The organism is Mesorhizobium sp. dw_380 (assembly GCF_018588885.1).
In the GTDB taxonomy this organism is placed as follows: domain Bacteria; phylum Pseudomonadota; class Alphaproteobacteria; order Rhizobiales; family Rhizobiaceae; genus Mesorhizobium.
The window spans coordinates 23,126-41,928 of sequence record NZ_JAFFIW010000023.1; the positions used below are offsets into that span (position 1 = coordinate 23,126).

General features: G+C 60.4%; 13 protein-coding genes. 8 read left to right on the forward strand and 5 right to left on the reverse strand.

Going from position 1 to position 18,803, the window contains the following annotated elements; genetic code table 11:
* Nucleotides 1–238: 238 nt before the first annotated feature.
* From JT360_RS21150 to JT360_RS21165, 4 genes are read right to left on the reverse strand one after another with little or no spacing between them, the layout of a single operon-like run.
* On the reverse strand, nucleotides 239–445 hold the full coding sequence (locus JT360_RS21150) for a Trm112 family protein (RefSeq protein ID WP_214473688.1): 207 nt from the start codon (nucleotides 443–445) through the stop codon (nucleotides 239–241).
* A gap of 3 nt (nucleotides 446–448) precedes the next feature.
* Nucleotides 449–1,735 carry an O-antigen ligase family protein gene (locus JT360_RS21155; protein WP_250888961.1) on the reverse strand — a complete coding sequence of 429 codons (1,287 nt, stop codon included), beginning with the start codon at nucleotides 1,733–1,735 and terminating at the stop codon, nucleotides 449–451.
* A gap of 32 nt (nucleotides 1,736–1,767) precedes the next feature.
* Entirely contained in the window at nucleotides 1,768–2,625 is an 858-nt protein-coding gene (locus JT360_RS21160) for an AAA family ATPase (RefSeq protein ID WP_214473689.1), read from the reverse strand.
* A 57-nt stretch (nucleotides 2,626–2,682) separates the two neighbouring features.
* Nucleotides 2,683–4,230, reverse strand: a complete 1,548-nt coding sequence (locus tag JT360_RS21165; protein WP_214473690.1) for an oligosaccharide flippase family protein — start codon at nucleotides 4,228–4,230, stop codon at nucleotides 2,683–2,685.
* 274 nt (nucleotides 4,231–4,504) lie between these two features.
* On the opposite strand from JT360_RS21165, the gene JT360_RS21170 reads away from it, so the two are divergent.
* From JT360_RS21170 to JT360_RS21185, 4 genes are all read left to right on the forward strand, one after another.
* Nucleotides 4,505–5,257, forward strand: a complete 753-nt coding sequence (locus JT360_RS21170) for a class I SAM-dependent methyltransferase (protein WP_214473691.1) — start codon at nucleotides 4,505–4,507, stop codon at nucleotides 5,255–5,257.
* A gap of 173 nt (nucleotides 5,258–5,430) precedes the next feature.
* On the forward strand, nucleotides 5,431–8,160 hold the full coding sequence (locus JT360_RS21175) for an AMP-binding protein (RefSeq protein ID WP_214473692.1): 2,730 nt from the start codon (nucleotides 5,431–5,433) through the stop codon (nucleotides 8,158–8,160).
* Between the two features lie 268 nt (nucleotides 8,161–8,428).
* Entirely contained in the window at nucleotides 8,429–9,982 is a 1,554-nt protein-coding gene (locus tag JT360_RS21180; protein WP_214473694.1) for a M10 family metallopeptidase C-terminal domain-containing protein, read from the forward strand.
* A gap of 105 nt (nucleotides 9,983–10,087) precedes the next feature.
* Nucleotides 10,088–10,336, forward strand: a complete 249-nt coding sequence (locus JT360_RS21185) for a DUF768 domain-containing protein (RefSeq protein WP_214473695.1) — start codon at nucleotides 10,088–10,090, stop codon at nucleotides 10,334–10,336.
* On the opposite strand, the gene JT360_RS21190 is transcribed toward JT360_RS21185, so the two are convergent.
* The gene (locus JT360_RS21190; protein WP_214473696.1) at nucleotides 10,333–11,085 is read right to left on the reverse strand and encodes an AAA family ATPase; all 753 of its coding nucleotides are present in this window, start codon (nucleotides 11,083–11,085) and stop codon (nucleotides 10,333–10,335) included. The genes JT360_RS21185 and JT360_RS21190 overlap by 4 nt on opposite strands.
* Nucleotides 11,086–11,434: 349 nt before the next feature.
* On the opposite strand from JT360_RS21190, the gene JT360_RS21195 reads away from it, so the two are divergent.
* The 4 genes from JT360_RS21195 to JT360_RS21210 are packed head-to-tail and all read left to right on the forward strand — an operon-like array spanning nucleotide 11,435 to nucleotide 18,760.
* On the forward strand, nucleotides 11,435–14,185 hold the full coding sequence (locus JT360_RS21195; protein WP_214473697.1) for a non-ribosomal peptide synthetase: 2,751 nt from the start codon (nucleotides 11,435–11,437) through the stop codon (nucleotides 14,183–14,185).
* Nucleotides 14,176–15,165: an NAD(+) synthase gene (gene nadE / locus JT360_RS21200; protein WP_214473698.1), complete on the forward strand. Its 990-nt coding sequence runs from the start codon at nucleotides 14,176–14,178 to the stop codon at nucleotides 15,163–15,165. The genes JT360_RS21195 and nadE overlap by 10 nt, the downstream gene beginning before the upstream one ends.
* A 5-nt stretch (nucleotides 15,166–15,170) precedes the next feature.
* Nucleotides 15,171–17,210, forward strand: coding sequence for an asparagine synthase (glutamine-hydrolyzing) (gene asnB, locus JT360_RS21205; RefSeq protein WP_214473699.1), 2,040 nt, complete (start codon nucleotides 15,171–15,173; stop codon nucleotides 17,208–17,210).
* Nucleotides 17,207–18,760, forward strand: coding sequence for a class I adenylate-forming enzyme family protein (locus tag JT360_RS21210; protein WP_214473700.1), 1,554 nt, complete (start codon nucleotides 17,207–17,209; stop codon nucleotides 18,758–18,760). The genes asnB and JT360_RS21210 overlap by 4 nt, the downstream gene beginning before the upstream one ends.
* Nucleotides 18,761–18,803: the final 43 nt, after the last annotated feature.

Sequence of the window (18,803 nt, forward strand, 5' to 3'; positions counted from 1 at the left end):
GTCCACGCTAGGAGGAGCCCTGCCCACTGTCCTCGTCTGTTTAAATGAAGCAAATTGTGTTCTGGCAACGAGCCGCCGTGGCGAACCAGTTCAGACAGCTACGACCGTGTCAAAGTGGTACGCACTGCCCGAGTGGCCAGGCGCGGAGCGGCCCGTCGAGAGACGGTTCGCTATTCTGAGGCACATTGTTCTCGTCGGACTGCCGCCTAAGTTCTCCGGCCCGGCGCACTGGATTTGATCACTCGCAGGTGATCGCTCGCGCCTCCGACGCCAGCATGATCGGAATGCCATTGCGTATCGGGTAGGCAAGTCCCGCGGCTTTCGATACGAGTTCACCGTCATCTCGATCCCAGGCAAGCAAACCCCTGGTGATTGGGCATACCAGCCAGTCCAACAGCCTGGGATTGAACGAGGTATTCTCTTCCTCCCGTCTGTCGGCACCCATCTGCTATCCCTTTCCTGGCCAAGATACCAATAGCCGACTCCGGTGCGAAGCGCGCTTCGCGACATACAAGCCATCGCTCGGGATTCGCGTTGCGGCTGTAGTGCGTTGACTCCCGGCAAACAGGCAAAGCATGAGCGCGAACCACACGATCGGATGGCGTATGATCAAGTGCGGCGTGCTGAAGATGACGATCGAACCCAAAAGGGCCAGCAGCGCGTCATATTTCGCGCGCCAGGCGGATATGGCGGAAGAAACGATGATCCACATCAGCGCCAGCACTGCAATCATTCCGCCTTGGCTGTACAGATCAAGAAATGTGCTGTGCGCCTCGAACGGGCGTGGCAGAAATTGCTGGTTGGTGACAGCGGGGCGCTTCATGTGCGGGCCTGGACCCATCCCCAACGATCCCGATCTCAGGCCCTTGTCCACTGCCTCGCCCCAGAGGAAAAGGCGAAGTTCCATAGTGTCCTCGGTTGCTTGACCGCCCTTGTCCTTCGTAAGGCTCTTGGCAAACGCTTCGGCACTGCTGAACTCGGGAAGGATATAGGGAGTCACCGTCACTGCCAGGGGCAGCAAACCGATGATGAAGAGAAGACCGATTTGGCGGGAAAGACTTGGAGTTCCATCGCCGGTCTTGAGCCAGGTCCGCACCCGCAACCCCAGGAACATCAGACCCGTCAGGATCGTGGTGTACAGATAAGTATCGCTCTTCGTCAGCCTGCCGACATAGAAGGGCAGGATCAGGCCGCAGAGCCCCAAGAACTTTCCCCACGGCTTGGTGGCGGTCGTTGCAAGATGCAAGGCAAGAGGTCCAAACAGCGCGCAGTAAAGCGCAAGCTGGTTTGGATTGTCGGACCAGCCGCAGAAGCGATCCCAGTACCACGGATTGACACCGGACTGACTGATCCACCCCCAGCCAAGTCCCACTTGAATGGCAAGGCCAACATTGGCGATCGCGACCACCCACCAGGCGCAATCGCGAAGATGGCGACCGGCATCGGGCTCGGCAGCGGCCAGGCAAGTGACACTGGCCAGCAACAGGTAGGCTGCCAAATCGTGCAGCAACGGAGACAGATACAGGACGCCGGTGAGATGCCCAACGATAGTGCCAAGGCCCAAAGCAAGTGCCATAAATGCCCAGAAGCCCGCGAACTTGACGAAGACGGGCGAGGCTTCCATGCGGCCGCCGGCAACGATACGTCCGGTGGAGAGCAGTATCCAAAGCACGAGGAAGGTTTCGCCGTAACCAGACTGCAATACGGGCACAGTGAGTTGCGTCGCGTAGGACATCACGACGCCGCTGGCCAGGAGCACATTCCGGATTACCATCTGCGGCGTCCACGCGAAGGCGAGGCAAGGTCATAGGATGCAACCAGTTTCGCGGCGGTCCGCCTTTTGCAAGTGAGCGGTTCAATGTCGCCGATGTCGGACATGATAGTGTGCGCCGTTTCATTGAAATCCGCGTCCATTTCAGGACCAGTGACGAGGGATCTTGCCGGCGCCACGTGCCGTCTTTCGCGCACTTGCCGTGCTATTGCTTCGGCGGCGGTTGCGAGGCTGCTTGCATCCAGGCTTTCGACGCAAATCGTGGGAACTCGGGATGATTTGAGCTGTTCGACCACGAGATTGACATGGTCGATGTGATCGAGACTGCTCTGCAGATCGACTTCGAGGAGCTGTTGAATGATGCCAAGGTTACGCCGGCGTTCCCGAAGGCGCGCCTCCAGAATTTCTCTCGGCGCCTGCAACCGGATGAGCAGGTCCGGTTTAGGCACCAGGTCAAGCGCGCGTGCCAAGCTCTCGCGATCGGTTATGCCGCTGAGCAAAACGAGTGAGGAGACGGATTGAACCATCCCCTGGTCGAAAATCGATATGACGTCATCGGAAGCCAGGGCTTTGTTCCAGGCCCGGATAAGAACTTCGAGATGCCACTTCAGACGAATGGCCCACAATTCTCTCCTGGGCGGGAGAACATCAAGCATGTCCGCGGCCAGGGAGCGCTTTCTGATCCACCTCAAATGCAAAGTGGAAAATAATTTGAAGGCGGCCCTTCTAATAGGATGCCGACGATCGCCGGTCTGTAACACGACGGTGTGCCCCTGATTTTGCAGAACGCGCACCAATTCGGACGCCAGGGTCGTCTTGCCGGCAGCAGAAGGCCCAAATAACTCGAGGATCATTGTTGAACCCAACTCAAGAGACAGACTTTCAACACGAACTGCATCACACGGCTCACGCTAGTCGACCCCGTCAGTTCGGATAAGGTCTTTGCTGTCGAGCTGACCCGCCAGGACGGCTTCGCGCACATGTCTGATCGCCCAGATCAATCCGGGTTGAATCCCTAACCGGACATGGATGTAGACCGCTTGACAAACGCTCAGGAAAACCAGCGTCGCGGTGGTGACGATGGCTGCCCCAACCGCTCCATGCCACACGATACCCACGATGCAGCCCGGGACATTAATGATTGCCGCGACAGACATCAGTATAGCGGCGGCGCGCTCATGGCCTGTCATTGTCAGAATTTGCTGCTGCGGCCCGACTGCGGCGGCAAACAGCTGTCCGACTATCAGAATCCGGGCGATGAGCGCGCCGGAAGTGAATTCACCGCCAAACGCATGCAACACCGGTTCGGTGAACACGAGCAGCGGAAGCGCCAGCGCCACGCCCCCCGCGGAAGACAATATGGTGGCTCTTGCGAACAATGCCTGGAGCCCTGTCAGGTCCTTGCGCGCGAACAGGCGCGAGATGGCCGGGGCGAAAGAGGTGCTCACGGCAACCCGCGGCAAAGTGAGGAGCAAGGCGATGTTCGACCCGACCGCGAATATCCCGGCCCCTTTTATGAATCCGACCTTTCCGAGCAGCACCACAGCCGTGCGGTTCATCAACACGTCCACGAACGTCATGATCATGATCGGAAGAAGCGAAGGCCACCAATCCTGGAAGGCATAGGTCGGCGGCGCGCCGCTCAGGCCAGCGGGCCACTGGCGCCAGATGGCGACACCCGTCATGAAGGCTGCGACGGCCGAACTGACCAGCAGCATCCACATCACAGCCGTCGCGTCCAACCGCCATGGCATGAAGAAAGCTGCCAGGGCGAGGAGGACGAGCATAAATCCGTCACGGACAATGCGCTCGGGAAGGAGCGCGGAAATAACGCCTCCAAAGGCGCGCACGAGGCCTGCGCCGGTGAGATAGATCGTGATCAGCGGAAGCGTCGCCAAGCCGATCAACGCACTGATGGCAAGTTCCGGCTCCAGAAGGTTAGGCCACTCTGCCACGATCAGCGCACCAACCGACGCGATCAGAATGGCCACCGTCATGCAGGCTTTGGCTCCAAAATGGATGAAGCCGAGCGCCATCGGAAATTGGTTTGTTGCCTCGTACGCCGGCACGAACCGCAAGACGGCCACGTGGAAACCGAGAGCCGAACCATAAGACAAGAGTGTGATCCAGGCGAACACGTAGGTGTAGGTTCCAAAGCTCGCCACGCCCACCAGACGAGCGATGACAATCTGGGTGACGAAGGTCAATCCCGCACCCGCCGCGTAAATGAACAAGGCCCAGACGCTTGCGTGAGAGAGATGTCGGGTCAAACCATGGCTGCCGGCGCCTTTTTTGGCGCTCAATTGCTGGCCAGGTGACTCAAAACCCGTCTTGAAGCTATCGCCGTTCAGCTCGAAGCCGTCAGTGGCCAAATCGCTGAAAACGGACATTGTCGAGGTCGCGTGCTGGCGTTCCAACCGCATCGTTTCCTCCACCGATCTCCTGGGTTCTTCCTCCATCCGCTTTCCGTTCCTCCAGCTTCCGACAAGGCCGATCGGGAGCTCCCCGCAGTGCAACTGTGAGGCGAACACGGTAACGCCAACTCAGGGTAAGTCTTCATCCATTCGACGGATGCGAAACATTGCGCCTTCTGGAAGCTTCGCTTCCGCACTACGGCTTCGGGCTGCTGAACTTCCGTGCCCGCCCAATCGGGCGCATCGCGAGCCGACGGTCATTGGACCTCGGCTGAGCGGTTACGACGCGGACCAGAGAAGAAAAAGCGAAAGCGGGCCGATGACCGAGGATTTGAAGATGGCTCAGGCCGCATCGAGGGCGCCGGCCACCAAACCTGTCAACTATGACGACGAGGTCGCGAGCTATGAGCTTGCAACCAAGCAGAAGTACCAGGATCCAGGCATCGCGAGGCGGTATCTGAGGGGGTATGCGGGGCGCCTGAAGCTCTCCAGCCTTGCATCGTACATCATCGCCCGAAGGGAGCAGCGCTGCATCGCCAAGGCGCTGGAGAGATGCAGCCCGGCTCCATCCCGGCTGCTCGATGTCCCTTGCGGCACCGGGAAGCTGGCTGAAGTGCTGAGCCGGCACGGTCGCGAGGTTCTCGCCGCGGACATCTCGATGGAAATGATGATTTTGGCAAAGGCCGCCTATGAAGGTCAGCCGGGTTTTCGAGGATTCATCCGCTGCGATGTGACCCAGCTTCCGTTCGCCGACGAAAGCTTTGACACGGTCGTCTGTCTCCGGCTCATCCATCTCATCCCGCCCTCTCTCAGACGCGACATCATCAATGAACTGGCACGCATTGCCAGCTGTCGGCTGATCGTGTCCTACGGCCTGACGACTCGCTTCCAGCGAATACGGCTAAAGCTGCGAAAGATGATAACCGGAGGAATCTCCGCACCCCATCCCGTCAAATTCGACGTCGCGCGACAGGATTTCGAAGAAGTCGGGCTCAACCTCACAGACTCCTTCAGCATTCTCCCATTCCTATCCTGCGAGCGGCTGTTCGTCCTCGAGAAGATAAAGGCATGACCTCCGTCGCGAATCATTCGTTCTAACGATGCCACGAGCAACGAGGTCCCCTACGACACTGCAAAACCCGGTCGACAAAAATCAGAAAGAAGGGGGCTTCGTTGGAAGCACTCGGGCGCCAGCGTTCAGAAAGCTCCTTTCAGCGCGCCTTGCCGTCCACTCGCGGAATGGCAATGCAGCAGGATATTGCGACAGCGCGCAATGACCCTTCGGACGATTTCAACTGGAAGCAGGCATCAGCCCGCCCTCTGGACATGGACGGACCGACCAGCCGTCCCTTCCAACGGATGGGCGACGGGTTCTCCGAAAAATCGGCGTTCTGGCACCTGGAGCAAGTTGTCGGAAAATATCCCGACAAGATGGCCATCAGCGACGGTTCGACATCGCTCAGCTTTCTGGAATTGCTGAGCGCGGTCCATAAGCTCGCCGATGCAATTGTCGGTTCGGTTCCACCGGGCGAAGCTGTCGGGCTTCTGATTGGAAATACGCTCTGGTACCCGGTGGCCATGCTCGCCAGCATGCTCGCCGGCAGGCCCGCCGTGCCGTTAAATCCCCGAGATCCCTTTCAGCGCCTCGCCGCGATCGCCGACAGCGCGCGGCTGGCTGCGATCGTCAGGCCGGGCCCGGGCAAGCCGGCAGGCTGGCCGGATGCATCGTCCCTGAAATGGATCGATGCGGCGAGTTGCCTGGCGCGGCAGGACACCCTGCCAGCGCTGCCGCCCGACGTTTCGATCGATTCCCCGGCAATCGTTCTCTACACGTCAGGCAGCACCGGAACGCCGAAGGGCGTCGTGAACAGCCAGCGGGCGATCCTGCTGCGGGTTCAGCAATATGTTGATGCCTGCCACATCGGTCCCGACGATGTGTTCATGCCGCTGGCCGGCCCGGCTACGATCGCGGGATGCCGCGAGATGATGACGCCGATGCTGTGCGGCGCCACGTTGTACCTTTTGGACATCGAGACCGCCGGCATCCGCGCCGCACGCGACAATTTCCACAAATGGCAGGTGACCGTCGTCTATCTCGTGCCGGCGCTGGTGCGTGTGTTGATGAATGGTTCCGCGCGCGAAACATTCTCGTCCCTGCGGATCGTGCGGGTCGGCGGCGAAAAAGTCCTGTGGTCCGACATCGACCGGCTCCGCGACAACGTTCCCGAGTCCTGTTTTATCCAGATCAGCTATTCGTCGACGGAAACGCCCGGCACGCAGTGGTTCCTGCCGAGATACTACACGGAGCGAGGCGCGACGGTCCCGGTTGGCTTCGTCCTTCCAGGCATTGAATACGCCGTCATCGATGAGAACGGGTGCGAGGTCGCCCCGGGGGATGAAGGAGAGCTGCTGATCAGAGGCAACTACACCACGCTTGGCTATTGGGCGGACGGGGAAAACGTTCCTCTTCGTGCGAGTTCCACCAATCCCCAGCTTCGGATCTTCGCGACAGGCGATCTGGTCAAGGTCGACGACACCGGAATGATGTGGATCGTCGGACGAAAGGGACGCCAGATAAAAATCAACGGCAGACGGGTAGAGCCGGCCGAACTGGAACTCGTCCTGCGGCGGGCGCCGCAGGTGAATGATGCCGTTGCGGTGGTGACGGACGCGAACGAACTGGTTGCCTTTGTGGTTCCCGCCGAAACCGGCGGAAGCGAACTCATTGCTGAATTGCGGGACCTGATCAGGACGGCGCTGCCGCCGGCGGTTCATCCAACGCGGCTGCACGGCATTGCCGAGATACCGCAGCTCAAGGGCGGCAAAGTCGACGGCGTCAGGTTGCGGGAACTGGACCGCGTGCTGAACACGCAAGAGGCCCGCAACACACCGGATGTCCAGGAGGTGGCGGACCCGCTTGATATCGAAGGCACCGCGGCGGCCGTATGGGAGAGGATTCTCCCAGGCAAAAAGGCGGCCGGCAGCCGCTGGGACGATGCCGGCGGCGATTCGCTGAAACTGCTGCAATTCGTCATGGAATTTGAGACGGCTCTGGGGCGGGAACTCAACCTGGAGGCCTTCACTGTCGGGATGAGCTTTGCCGATGTCGTCAAGGCAGCGTCTCCAGAGCAAGACGCAGGCAGCTCGCTTGCCGAGGCCCCCGACCCGAGGCCCACTTTGTTCATCGTGCCGGGATCGATCGGCTACGGCCCAAGCCTGGCTGCCTTCGGTATCGAGATGAGCCGTGTCGCCAGGGTTGTCGCCGTGCGCTACGGGGATCTGAACGATCTGCTGAGGGGACAGGGCACAATACCGCGGATGGTGGATGCGGCTGTCGACCAGATCAACCAGGCCCAGCCCGACGGCAATGTGAATCTGATCGGCTATTCGCTTGGCGGCGGCGTCGCGTTCGAGGTTGCCGCCAAACTTGTTGCCGCGGGTAGGTCGGTCACGTTCCTGGGTATCCTCGACACCAATATCGGGCCAGGGCAGCACAACTACCGTGAAACCCTTGCACGCACCGCCCAGCGCATCCGCTCGCACAGGGTGACGGTGGATCGCATGCTCTTGCGGGCTCTCGCAAAAGCATGCGCCAGATTTGGCGCCGAGGCTTTGCTGGCGCGGGGCATCGACCGGCTGAAATGGACAGCGCTCGCCAGGATCCGATTCATTTTGCGCCTCGAGCTTGAGGAAATCCTGCGGATGCGCGCATTTGCCCAGTGGCTCGCGCAACCGAAGACCGCGCTGCCGATTACCGCCACCCTATTTCGGTGCAGGCGTAAAGGTATTCCGACGGATCTTGGCTGGAGTGCGTTCTTTGCCGGTCTGAGCATAGTGCCGATCGTGGGAGGGCACCTCGATATGCTCGTAGAACCCTACCTCACCCACAACCGTCCCTTGATAGAACGAGCCTTTCTGGCCAGCGGCGCAGCGGATGGACGACCGCTGCTCACATCCGCCAAAGCCGCTGAATGAGCAGGAAGACCGCGCATCGTCCCGAGAAATCCACAATAAATCCTGCAGCGCTGATGAGCCAAGCACAGTCTGGTCTTGCGTCGCCGCGCTGAAAATATCCCTAAATAATCAATAGCCCCGGCCCCAAACTAGCCGCTCCGTCGCGTGGTATTTTCCTGGCGGTGATCAAAGATTCTATCAAAGGGCGCCGGTATGTGATTTGGCTCTAATATAGCCTTTCCAATAGGCAGGCACCGGGCACCTACCGAATCGGACGAAGGATATTTGCATGACAACACTCCATTACGCCTCGGGTGGATCGGCCTCCGAGGTCGCGAACGCCGGATTCAATCTTGTCGACGTTTCATCCGTGGACGAACTCAACGCGCTGCCGGAGGGCACGAAAGGTCTGGTCTGGCTCGATGAAGCCAATGGGGCGACGTCGTCCTTTATCCAGAAAGTGACGCCCTTCATTGGCAATCCCAAGGCGTTTGGATTCTTCCTTGTTGATGAGCCGGACCCCACCGGCCAATGGGGGACCTACGCCAGCGCCGCGAATCTAAAGGCGGAATCCGACTGGATCCACAACAACCTGCCGGGCGCCAAGACCTTCATCACCATGATGAACATGGGGTCTTCAGCGAATCCCGATTTCTCGAACACTTTCAATCCCGCCAACACGCATATCGACTATTACGGAGTGGACCCCTATCCGGTGCGCACCGGGACAAGCACGGTCGACTACGACATGATCGACAGGAGTGTGGCTGCCGCCGTGGCGTCGGGCGTCCCGCTCAGCCAGATCGTTCCGGTCTATCAGACGTTTGGGGGCGGCAACTTCGCAACCGATACGGGCGGCAAATATGTCCTCCCCACCGTCGCCCAGGAACAGACCATGATGGACCACTGGAGCAAGGTGGCTCCCTCGCCTGCCTTCGACTACGCCTATGCGTGGGGTTCTCAACAGGGCGACACGGCGCTTGGAAACTCGCCGGAGCTGCAAGCCCTCTTCCTTCAGCACAACCACAGCGCCGCCAGCGTGCCTCCAACCGCCGATGTCACGCCGCCCAGCGCCGTTCCGCCGACCAGCGCCAGCACCGTTCCGCCGGCCAGCGCCAGCACCGTTCCGCCGGCGAGCGCCAGCACCGTTCCGCCGGCCAGCACTGTGCCGCCCACCAGCACCGCGCCGTCGACCACCGATCATACGTTGTACGGCACCAGCGGCGCCGATGTGTTTCACGGAACCGGTGGCCACACGATGATCGGCTATGGCGGCAACGACACCTATTATGTCGACAATACCAGCGACAAGGTGGTGGAACTGCCTCGCGGTGGCAACGATACCGTAACGGCATCGGTGAGCTATGCGCTTTCGGCCGGCTCGGACGTCGAGCATCTCTACACCACGAGCCGGAACGGCACCGCCGCCATCAATCTCACGGGAAATGAGTTCTCTCAATCCATCCAGGGCAATGCCGGCAACAACGTCATCGATGGCGGGGGCGGGCGAGATGTCCTGACGGGAAATGCAGGCAACGATGTCTTCGTTTTCCATTCCGCCCTCAAGGCCGGCAATGTCGACAAGATCACCGACTTCAATGTGGCCCAGGACAAGATCCAGCTCGACCACAGCGTCTTTGCCGGTCTTCAAACGGGTGCCCTTGCCTCTGACGCGTTCCACACCGGAAGGGGTGCGCATGCTGCCACCGACCACGTTATCTACAACAGTTCGACCGGCGCGCTCTCCTTCGACAGCGACGGCGCGGGTGGCGCACATCAGATCCAGTTCGCCACTCTTGCTCCGCATCTGTCCTTGTCGGCATCTTCGTTCATCGTGACGTAAGCTTTGGGAGACGTCCGGCCCACATCAAGGGCCGGACGTCTTCTCGAATGCTATCTTTCCAGAATGTCAGCGGAACGAAATCGCTCTGACGAACATTAGTTCGTCATGAGCGCCCGCGGCATCGATTTCCTGCAGAAATGGGTTGAGGACAACGTGCCCCTCTATGCGAGGGGCGATCCCGCGCTTGCGGCGAAACTCGCCGAGCAAGCGACGGCGGATGCCATCAAGGCGGGAATTCGCCCTGAGGAAATCTCGGAAGAAGTCGGAAGCATGTTGACGACCATGCTTGAAGTCCTCGATCACGCGACACTGAATGTCCCCGCCCCGACCACGCCGACAACGGGAGAACCCTAAGGTTTGCCAGCCATGGTCAGCCCAGGGACCCTCCTATTGACATGCTCTCCCAAGATTCGCGTGATGACCTTATCGAAATTGTGAGGGTCGGCGCCGTTGACTTGTATCAAGGGCCATCCATCCTGGCGCAAGCACTCGCCGATCTCCCTCGAAATATCTGCCTGCTTCAAGCCCCTGTCCACGCCGACTTCGAACAGGAGGACCTCAAGCAACGGCTGCCGCGCATACCGATCCGTAAGACGGCGGCGCAAGGTTTCCTCCGGCGCATCGAGCTGGACAAGGATGTCCGGTCGCGGCAGGAACGCCAGGCAATCACGAACCATGTCACGGCTTGGGTTTCGCGCCAGCAAAACCAGCGCACACAAAGTCTGGATCAGGCCTTCTTCAAAAATGAAGTAGCCTTTCGATTCGCGCGCCTTCTGCCAGGCCTCGCACAGTAGAGCGACGTCCACCTTCATGCGCCATGACCATGTGCGGCTTCGCAGAGGGATTGATGCCAGAAGCCGCGCCGCGACACCGTCCTTTGGCAAGGTCGACAGCAAGACAGGACCGGAGGTGGCGATCTTTCTGCCAATGCGCCCAATGGCATGGCGCTCCTCCGGGCTGTCATCGTGGGCCGAACCATGTTCAATCAGGCGATACCCGTTCACTGTTTTGACATTGACGCCGTGTTTCGCCATCTCCCGGCAGAGGGCGCGAAGAAGTGTGGTTTTGCCTGCACTAGGCGGCCCAAATAACTCGATGATCATGGCGCAATGCCCCAGACGTCTCCGAGCAAGCTGTCATTTGCTTGCGGATCAGAGCTTAGCCAAAACACTAACCGCACCAACGTTCATTTGAATGACTGTTCAGATCCGCGAACCGTCGAGAAATACGGCGGCTCACCCGACGGGTGCTATACCTGCTGCCGCGGCACGCGGGATAGCCTGGGGAGAGACCTTGGGAGCGAACCGGCCGTTGCTGGAGAGGGACTATTGAACCTCAGGAAGGGCGGGGCGGGAAGCGATGTCTGGTCAAGATCGAGGGCATCATCCGAATGATTGATGAAAAGATTCCAGCTGCGGGCGATGGTCGACATTCATGTCGGCGGGCCCCCGTATGTCTCCAGCGTATTTGCACTCAGAGGCGGAGGATCAAGATCTACTAGCGGATCGTCAACCAGCGACATCCCGCAGGTGGTCCAACGTCCCCGAATACGCCCTTGACGAGGGCGGTCCCGTCCGGCGCCACTATCAGCAGATGGGCTCCGATTTTGCGGACATTCCCGTCTTCGATCACCTTGGAAACATCGCGAGGCGATATCCCGACAAGCTCGCGATTAGCGACGGCGCCAATCGCCTGACTTACTCTGAGCTTTTGCGGGCGGTCGAGACACTGTCCCAGCGCATCACCGTTGTCGTCCCCGAAGGACAGACGATCGGGATCTTTCAGCCCAACTCGGCCTGGTACACTGTGGCGATACTGGCGAGCATGGCGGCGGGGCGGCCTTCGGTCCCGCTCAACACGAGAGATCCCGACCCGCGCATTATCGAGATCGTGGCTGCCGCGCGGCTCACGGCCATCATAGGCGCCGGAAACGTTCGGCCCGTCGGTTTGGGGCAGGAAGTCCTGTGGATCGATGTGACCACCGGCATTGGGCCGGACGATCAACGGGTACTCCCGCCACTGCAGCCAGTTTCCGTCGATGCGCCCGCCATCGTGCTTTACACCTCAGGTAGCACCGGTCGTCCCAATGGTATCGTCAACAGCCAACGCAGCCTGCTCTGGCGGGTCCGGCAATATGTGGACGCGTGCCATATCAACGCGGATGACGTTTTCCTGCCGCTGACCGGGCCCGCCACGATTGCCGGTTGCCGGGAGATTTTTACCGCGCTGCTGACGGGCGCCACGTTGCATCTTCTCGAGGTGGAGGCGGTCGGCCTGCGCGCTGTTCGCGCTCGGGTGCAAGCCGAAGGTGTGACGGTCACCTATCTGGTGCCGGCGCTGCTTCGGGCGCTCCTGACTGAGGACCCCGCTGACGCCTTCCGGTCACTCAGAGTGGCCCGGATCGGCGGTGAGAAGGTGTCGTGGACGGACATCGCTTTGCTGCGCAAAACAGTTTCGGACGAGTGCCTGATCCAGATCGGCTACTCGTCGACAGAGACCACCGGTTCGCAATGGTTCTTGCCCCGGGACTGGCCGGAGCAAGACGCGTCGGTCCCCGTTGGCAGGCTGCTTCCCGGGATTGCATTCGCCATTGTCGACGAAGCGGGACGCAGTGTTGCGACAGGCGAAACTGGAGAGCTTCTGATCAAAAGCCCCTATGTGCTGCTTGGTCATTGGGAGAACGGTGTTGTCATTCCCGCGCGACCGGACCCGGATGATCCCGGGATTCGGGTTTTCGCGACGGGTGACCTGGTTCGGCTGGACAATGATGGCCTGTTGCGGGTCGTCGGCCGCAAAGGGCGGCAGATCAAGATCAATGGTCGACGCGTCGAGCCCGCCGAGCTCGAACGGGTCCTGCGTTGCGCGCCTTCGGTGGCGGATGCCGTGGCAATCGTGACGGCAGCGAAGGAGCTCATCGCATTCGCTGTTCCCCAGCGCACTGCCGGGGCTGCCTTTGCTGACGAGCTCCGCCAGCTCGTCAGAACCACGTTGCCGCCGCCACTGCATCCTTTGCGTTTGCACGCCATCGCCTCAATCCCGCGGCTGTCGGGAGGGAAGGTCGATATGGCGGCACTCGCGCAGATGGATGTTTCAGAGCGAAAGACGGCGCCGGCCGTTCAGCTGTCCACTGTCCGACCGCCGCCCGCAGGAGGCGAACTGAATACCCGGCAAATAGTGCAGCACGCATGGATGCGGGTTCTGAATACGGGCGTTGCCGCGGGACGCTGGGATGACGCGGGAGGAGATTCGCTGCAGCTGCTGCATTGCGTCATGGCGATCGAAAGCGCTACCGGGCAAGAAATGGACCTTGAGGCCTTCACCGTCGGAATGAGCTTCGACGAGATGGTGAAGGCGGTCGTGTCCAATCAGGCGGGCGAACAGCGCGCGCAGAAGCACCATCCTCCAGTGCTTTTCCTGTTTCCAGGATCTGTCGGCTATGGCCCAAGCCTGGCTGCGTTCGCGGCCGGCATGAGCAAAGTCGCCCGGGTGAGCCCCATCCGGTATCCTGGCCTCGCCGCCATATTGAACGGACAAAACACTCTCTCCGCCATGACCGTGGCCGCAGTCGAGCAGATCAGCCGGGTCCAACCTGCCGGTCCCGTGCGACTGCTTGGGCATTCGCTCGGCGGGGCGGTTGCCTTCGAGGTCGCGGCACGGCTTCTGGCCGCCGGGCGAACGGTAAGGTTCCTGGGTATCCTCGACACGAGCCTTCTGGACGAGCCGAGCGACCATTGGGAGACGCTTACCCGCACATTCCATCGCATTCGGACCAATCGCATATCCGCGCTCAGAATGGCTTGCCGCGCCCTTGCGAAAATTACCGTTGCAGTGGGCCGCGAAGCCTATCTCACCAGGATTCTCGACCGGTCTGCCCAGGGACAGTTCAACCCGACGAGCTTTAGAATCAAACTGGAACTGCAGGAGGTCCTGCGGGCGCGGTCTTTCTTCCAGTGGCTGGCGGGGCCGAAGCCTGTTCTGCCAATCGGCGGCACCCTGTTTCGATGTCGTCGGGAGGGAATGGCTCGGGCATTGGGCTGGGATGTTGTTTTGGCACATCTGGACGTGGTTCCGGTCATGGGCAACCACATCGACCTTGTCATAGAGCCTCATCTTGCCACCAACCGTCCCCTCATCGAGAAGGCCGTCGTGCAAACCTACTCCCCGGCCGAGTCTCGCAAAAGGGAGGATCTGTCATGGACGTGATTTCGGGGTTCAGCAGGGACGTGCTGGTGCTCGATGCTCGTGCTGAGGTCGACCGCATCGTTGACACCTTGCGCAAGCAGGTTCTTGGCACGCTCCGTCGTCGCGGCGTGGTTGTCGGCCTTTCCGGCGGCATCGACAGCTCGGTCGTCGCGACCTTGTGCACGCGCGCGTTCGGGAAGGACAAGGTCTTGGGACTATTCATGCCGGAGCGAGATTCCTCCGGCGACTCCCTGAGACTTGGCCGTCGTGTCGCGGCGCAGCTTGGCATTGACAGCGTACTGGAAGACATAGCGCCGGCACTGGAGGCCATCGGTGCATACCGCCGGCAGATGGAGGCCATTCGAACCGTCGTTCCGGACTACAGCGAAGGTTGGAAATGCAAGCTGGTGCTGAATTCGGTGCTGGAGAGCAAAGGCCTCAACATCACCCGTTTGACCTTCCAAGATCCCGAGGGGAAGGTCGATACGGTTCGCCTGCCGATAACAGCCTATCTGCAGATAGTGGCGGCAACCAACTATAAGCAGCGCATTCGCAAGATGACCGAATACTATCACGCGGATCGTCTCGGCTACGCGGTGGCTGGCACGCCGAACCGGCTCGAATATGACCAGGGCTTTTTCGTCAAGCAAGGCGACGGAGTTGCTGACCTGATGCCGATCGTTCACCTCTACAAGACGCAGGTCTATCAGCTGGCCGAATATCTCGGCGTGGACGAGGAGATCCGGCGCAGGCCACCGACCACCGACACCTTCTCCATGGCGCAGAGCCAGGAGGAATTCTACTTCGCCCTGCCCTATCACTTGACGGATCTATGCCTTTACGCCGTGAACAATGGCGTCCGCGCCGACGAGGTTGCGGACGTCGCGGGACTCACCGGACATGAAGTCGAGAAGGTCTTCAAGGATCTCGCGGCCAAGCGGCGGGCAGCACGCTATCTGCACGCCCAGCCTTTGCCTTCAGTCCCAATGACTGTGGATTGAAGCGGGTGTGTGGAATCGCCGGAATAGTGGCGCTGAGTGCCACCGCCCCGTCTCCTTCGCGAGAAGCGCTGTTGCGCATGGTGACAACGCTCGCACACCGCGGACCCGACGAGCGAGGGCTGTACCGCGACCGACGTGCGGGGCTGGCGCATGCCCGTCTGGCTGTGGTCGATCTGCTGCACGGTCAGCAGCCTCTCGCCGACACGAGTGGTCCGACATGGATCGTGTTCAACGGCGAAATCTTCAACTACGTCGAATTGCGCGATAAGTTGATTGCGCTAGGCCGCCGCTTCAGCACCCATAGCGACACGGAAGTGGTCCTCCAGGCTTACCAGGTCTGGGGCCAGGCCGCCTTTGAGCGGATGAACGGGCAATGGGCAGTCGCGATCTGGGATGCGGCCGCCTGTCGGCTGGTACTGTCGCGCGATCGCTATGGCATCTGTCCGCTGTATTTTTGCGAGCACGGCGGCCGCCTGTTCTTTGCAAGCGAAGTCAAAGCGATTTTTGCGGCAGAGATGGCGATTGCGCGAGCCTTTGATTCGGCAGGGATCGACCAGACGTTCACTTTCTGGACGGTGATTGCGCCGCAAAGCGTCTTCCAAGGCATCAATGAACTCCGGCCTGGACATGTCCGGCTCTATGAGAATGGCGCGGTGCGTGAAACGGCCTTCTGGCAGCCGCATTATCCGGAAATGTCCGGTTCGGACCGTGACCGATTCACCGGCTCGTGCGGCGAAGCGGTCGAGAAAGTCCGCAATGCGCTTGAAGCTGCGACGGCGCTGCGGATGGTGCAGGCCGACGTGCCGGTGGGTTGCTATTTGTCAGGTGGGCTCGACAGTTCTCTTGTCGCGGCGCTTGGGACACGCTTCGCGGGCGAACGCTTCCAAACCTTCTCCCTGCGCTTTGCCGATGCCGAGTATGACGAGACCTACTATCAGCAGCTGGTCGCCGCCGCGACTGCGAGCGAGCATCACGAGGTCATGATTTCACGCGGCGACATCGCGGCAGTGTTTCCCGAGGTGATCTACCACGCGGAGCGGCCAATCCTGAGGACAGCCCCGGCACCGCTCTTCCTTTTGTCCAAACTGGTGCGCGAACACGGCATCAAGGTCGTGCTGACGGGCGAAGGGGCCGACGAGATGTTTGGCGGCTACGACCTATTCCGCGAAGCCAAGGTGCGCCGGTTCTGGGGGCGCCAGCCGACTTCAAGCCGGCGTGCCCGGTTGCTTGAGCGGCTCTATCCCTACCTGTCGCGCTCACCGGTTCGCCAGCAGGCCATGGCGCGGCAGTTTTTCGGCCGCAACCTTCAGGACCACCAAGTGCCGGGGTTTGCACACGACACGCGCTGGCGCACCACCTCCGCCGTCAAGCGCCTGTTCTGCCGCGACATGCGCGCCGCCTCGGAGCACTGCGCGGCTGTCTCCGAACTGCTCGGCGGCCTGCCTGCCGAATTCTCGCGATGGAGCTTCCTTGCACAGGACCAGTATGTCGAGATTCGAACGCTGATGTCGGGTTATTTGCTCTCCTCGCAAGGCGACAGGATGCTTATGGCGCATTCGGTCGAGGGGCGATTCCCTTACCTCGACGACAACGTAGTCGCGCTCGCAAATTCGCTTCCGGATGCCTACAAGCTTCGCGTCCTGGATGAAAAGCACGTGCTTAAGCGAGTGGCGGAGCCGATCGTGCCGCCGCAGGTTGTTGCCCGAAAGAAGCAGCCCTACCGGGCGCCAAACGCGCTTAGTTTCGTCGGCCAGGATGCACCGGCCTACATTCGCGAAGTGCTGTCGGAGACGGCGTTGCGCGCGGCAAATGTCTTCGATCCGAAATCGGTTGCGATCCTGCTTGGAAAGTGCCGGTCCCAGGCTGGCGACGGCGATCTGTCCAACGCCGACAATATGGCGCTGGTCGGCGTGTTGTCGACACAACTCCTGCATCAGCAATTCATCGCGAACCGCCCATGCGGTTTGAACAAAACGGAACTCAGGATCGACGTCGATCATGAGCGACGAGACGATCACGAGCGACGGGAAAGGATCTTGGCATGATCCACGGTGCGGTGCCACTTCTGCATGATTATCTCCTTCACTCCGCCAGCGAGGTTGGCGGCAAGGTCGCGCTGGTGTGCGGCAAGCAACGTGTCACCTATGGGGAGCTCCATGAGCGCTCCGACAGGCTCGCGCATTTTCTGGCGGCCGCGGGCGTCGAACGCGGCGACCGCGTGGTGATATTCGCCGACAACACCATCGAAACCGTTGTCAGCTTCTGGGCGGTGCTCAAGGCCAACGCCGTTGTCTGCATGGTCAACCCGCTCACCAAAAGCGAGAAGCTCAACTACCTTCTCAACGATTGCCGGCCGGCGGCGCTGATCACCGACGGCCATTTGCACGCGATATTTGGTCAACCGGTACATGACTGTCATTGGCTGCGGGCAGTCATCGTCTCAGGCACGATCGATCAGGGCGAGCTCAGCCGATTGCCGCATGCCGTGCATTGGGACACAGCGGTCGAGAGGCCTTCCGTAGCGCCGGTACGCAGATGCATCGACATGGATCTGGCCGCCATCATCTACACCTCCGGATCCACAGGCGAACCCAAGGGGGTCATGCTGACGCACGGCAACATGACGGCCGCCTGCACATCGATAGCTTCTTATCTGGAGCTGCGCGAAGACGACGTCATCCTGAACGTCCTGCCCCTCGCCTTCGACTACGGCCTGTATCAGATGATCATGGCTTTTCGCGCCGGTGCACGGCTCGTCCTCGAACGCTCCTTCGCTTTTCCGGCGCAGATCCTTCAGCTCATCAAGGACGAGCGGATCACCGGGTTTCCGGGTGTTCCCACCATCTTCGCCGCGCTTTCGGAACTCAGATCCCTGAAGGATCACGATTTCTCGAGTATCCGCTATGTCACCAACACGGCGGCCGCGTTGCCGCTGAAGCATATCATCATGCTCCGGGAGTTGTTTTCAGGCGCGCGCATCTATTCGATGTACGGTCTCACTGAATGCAAGCGCTGTAGCTATCTGCCCCCACAAGATATCGAGCGGAAACCCCTGAGCGTCGGCATTGCCATTCCCAACACTGAAATGTGGATTGTCGACGAGCGTGGCAAGCGGGTCGGTCCAGGCGAAGTTGGCCAACTCGTCATCCGCGGCGCAACAGTGATGAAAGGCTATTGGGGCAAACCCGAGGCGACCTCAAGGAAGCTAAAGCCCGGCCCCCTGCCGGGGGAGCAGGTCCTCTATACGGGCGACTACTGCCGGATGGACGCCGAAGGCTATCTGTATTTCGTTGGCCGTGGCGACGAGATCATAAAATCACGCGGCGAGAAGGTCGCTCCGAAGGAAGTAGAAACCGTGCTGATGAACATTCCCGGGGTGAAAGAAGCCGCGGTCATCGGTGTTGCCGACGAACTTCTCGGGCAGGCGGTGAAGGCATTTGTCGTGATCGAGCAAGGAAGAACCATCGGTGAAGGGCAGCTTCGGATGGAGTGCCAGAAACGGCTAGAGAGTTTCATGGTGCCAAAGACCATCGTCATCGTGCCCAGCCTGCCCATGACCGATACCGGAAAACTCAAGAAAGCTGCGTTGTCGTAATTCGGACGCAGCGATTGCAAGAGCCTTGGCTTCACTGGAGGAT

Bases quoted from the DNA above. Each gene is read 5' to 3' on its own strand.
- JT360_RS21170 (WP_214473691.1), top strand. From the start codon at position 4,505: ATGACCGAGGATTTGAAGATGGCTCAGGCCGCATCGAGGGCGCCGGCC.
- JT360_RS21210 (WP_214473700.1), top strand. From the start codon at position 17,207: ATGATCCACGGTGCGGTGCCACTTCTGCATGATTATCTCCTTCACTCC.
- JT360_RS21175 (WP_214473692.1), top strand. From the start codon at position 5,431: ATGCAGCAGGATATTGCGACAGCGCGCAATGACCCTTCGGACGATTTC.
- JT360_RS21150 (WP_214473688.1), bottom strand. From the start codon at position 445: ATGGGTGCCGACAGACGGGAGGAAGAGAATACCTCGTTCAATCCCAGG.
- JT360_RS21160 (WP_214473689.1), bottom strand. From the start codon at position 2,625: ATGATCCTCGAGTTATTTGGGCCTTCTGCTGCCGGCAAGACGACCCTG.
- nadE (WP_214473698.1), top strand. From the start codon at position 14,176: ATGGACGTGATTTCGGGGTTCAGCAGGGACGTGCTGGTGCTCGATGCT.
- JT360_RS21185 (WP_214473695.1), top strand. From the start codon at position 10,088: ATGAGCGCCCGCGGCATCGATTTCCTGCAGAAATGGGTTGAGGACAAC.
- JT360_RS21195 (WP_214473697.1), top strand. From the start codon at position 11,435: ATGTCTCCAGCGTATTTGCACTCAGAGGCGGAGGATCAAGATCTACTA.
- JT360_RS21190 (WP_214473696.1), bottom strand. From the start codon at position 11,085: ATGATCATCGAGTTATTTGGGCCGCCTAGTGCAGGCAAAACCACACTT.
- JT360_RS21180 (WP_214473694.1), top strand. From the start codon at position 8,429: ATGACAACACTCCATTACGCCTCGGGTGGATCGGCCTCCGAGGTCGCG.
- JT360_RS21165 (WP_214473690.1), bottom strand. From the start codon at position 4,230: ATGGAGGAAGAACCCAGGAGATCGGTGGAGGAAACGATGCGGTTGGAA.
- JT360_RS21155 (WP_250888961.1), bottom strand. From the start codon at position 1,735: ATGTCCTACGCGACGCAACTCACTGTGCCCGTATTGCAGTCTGGTTAC.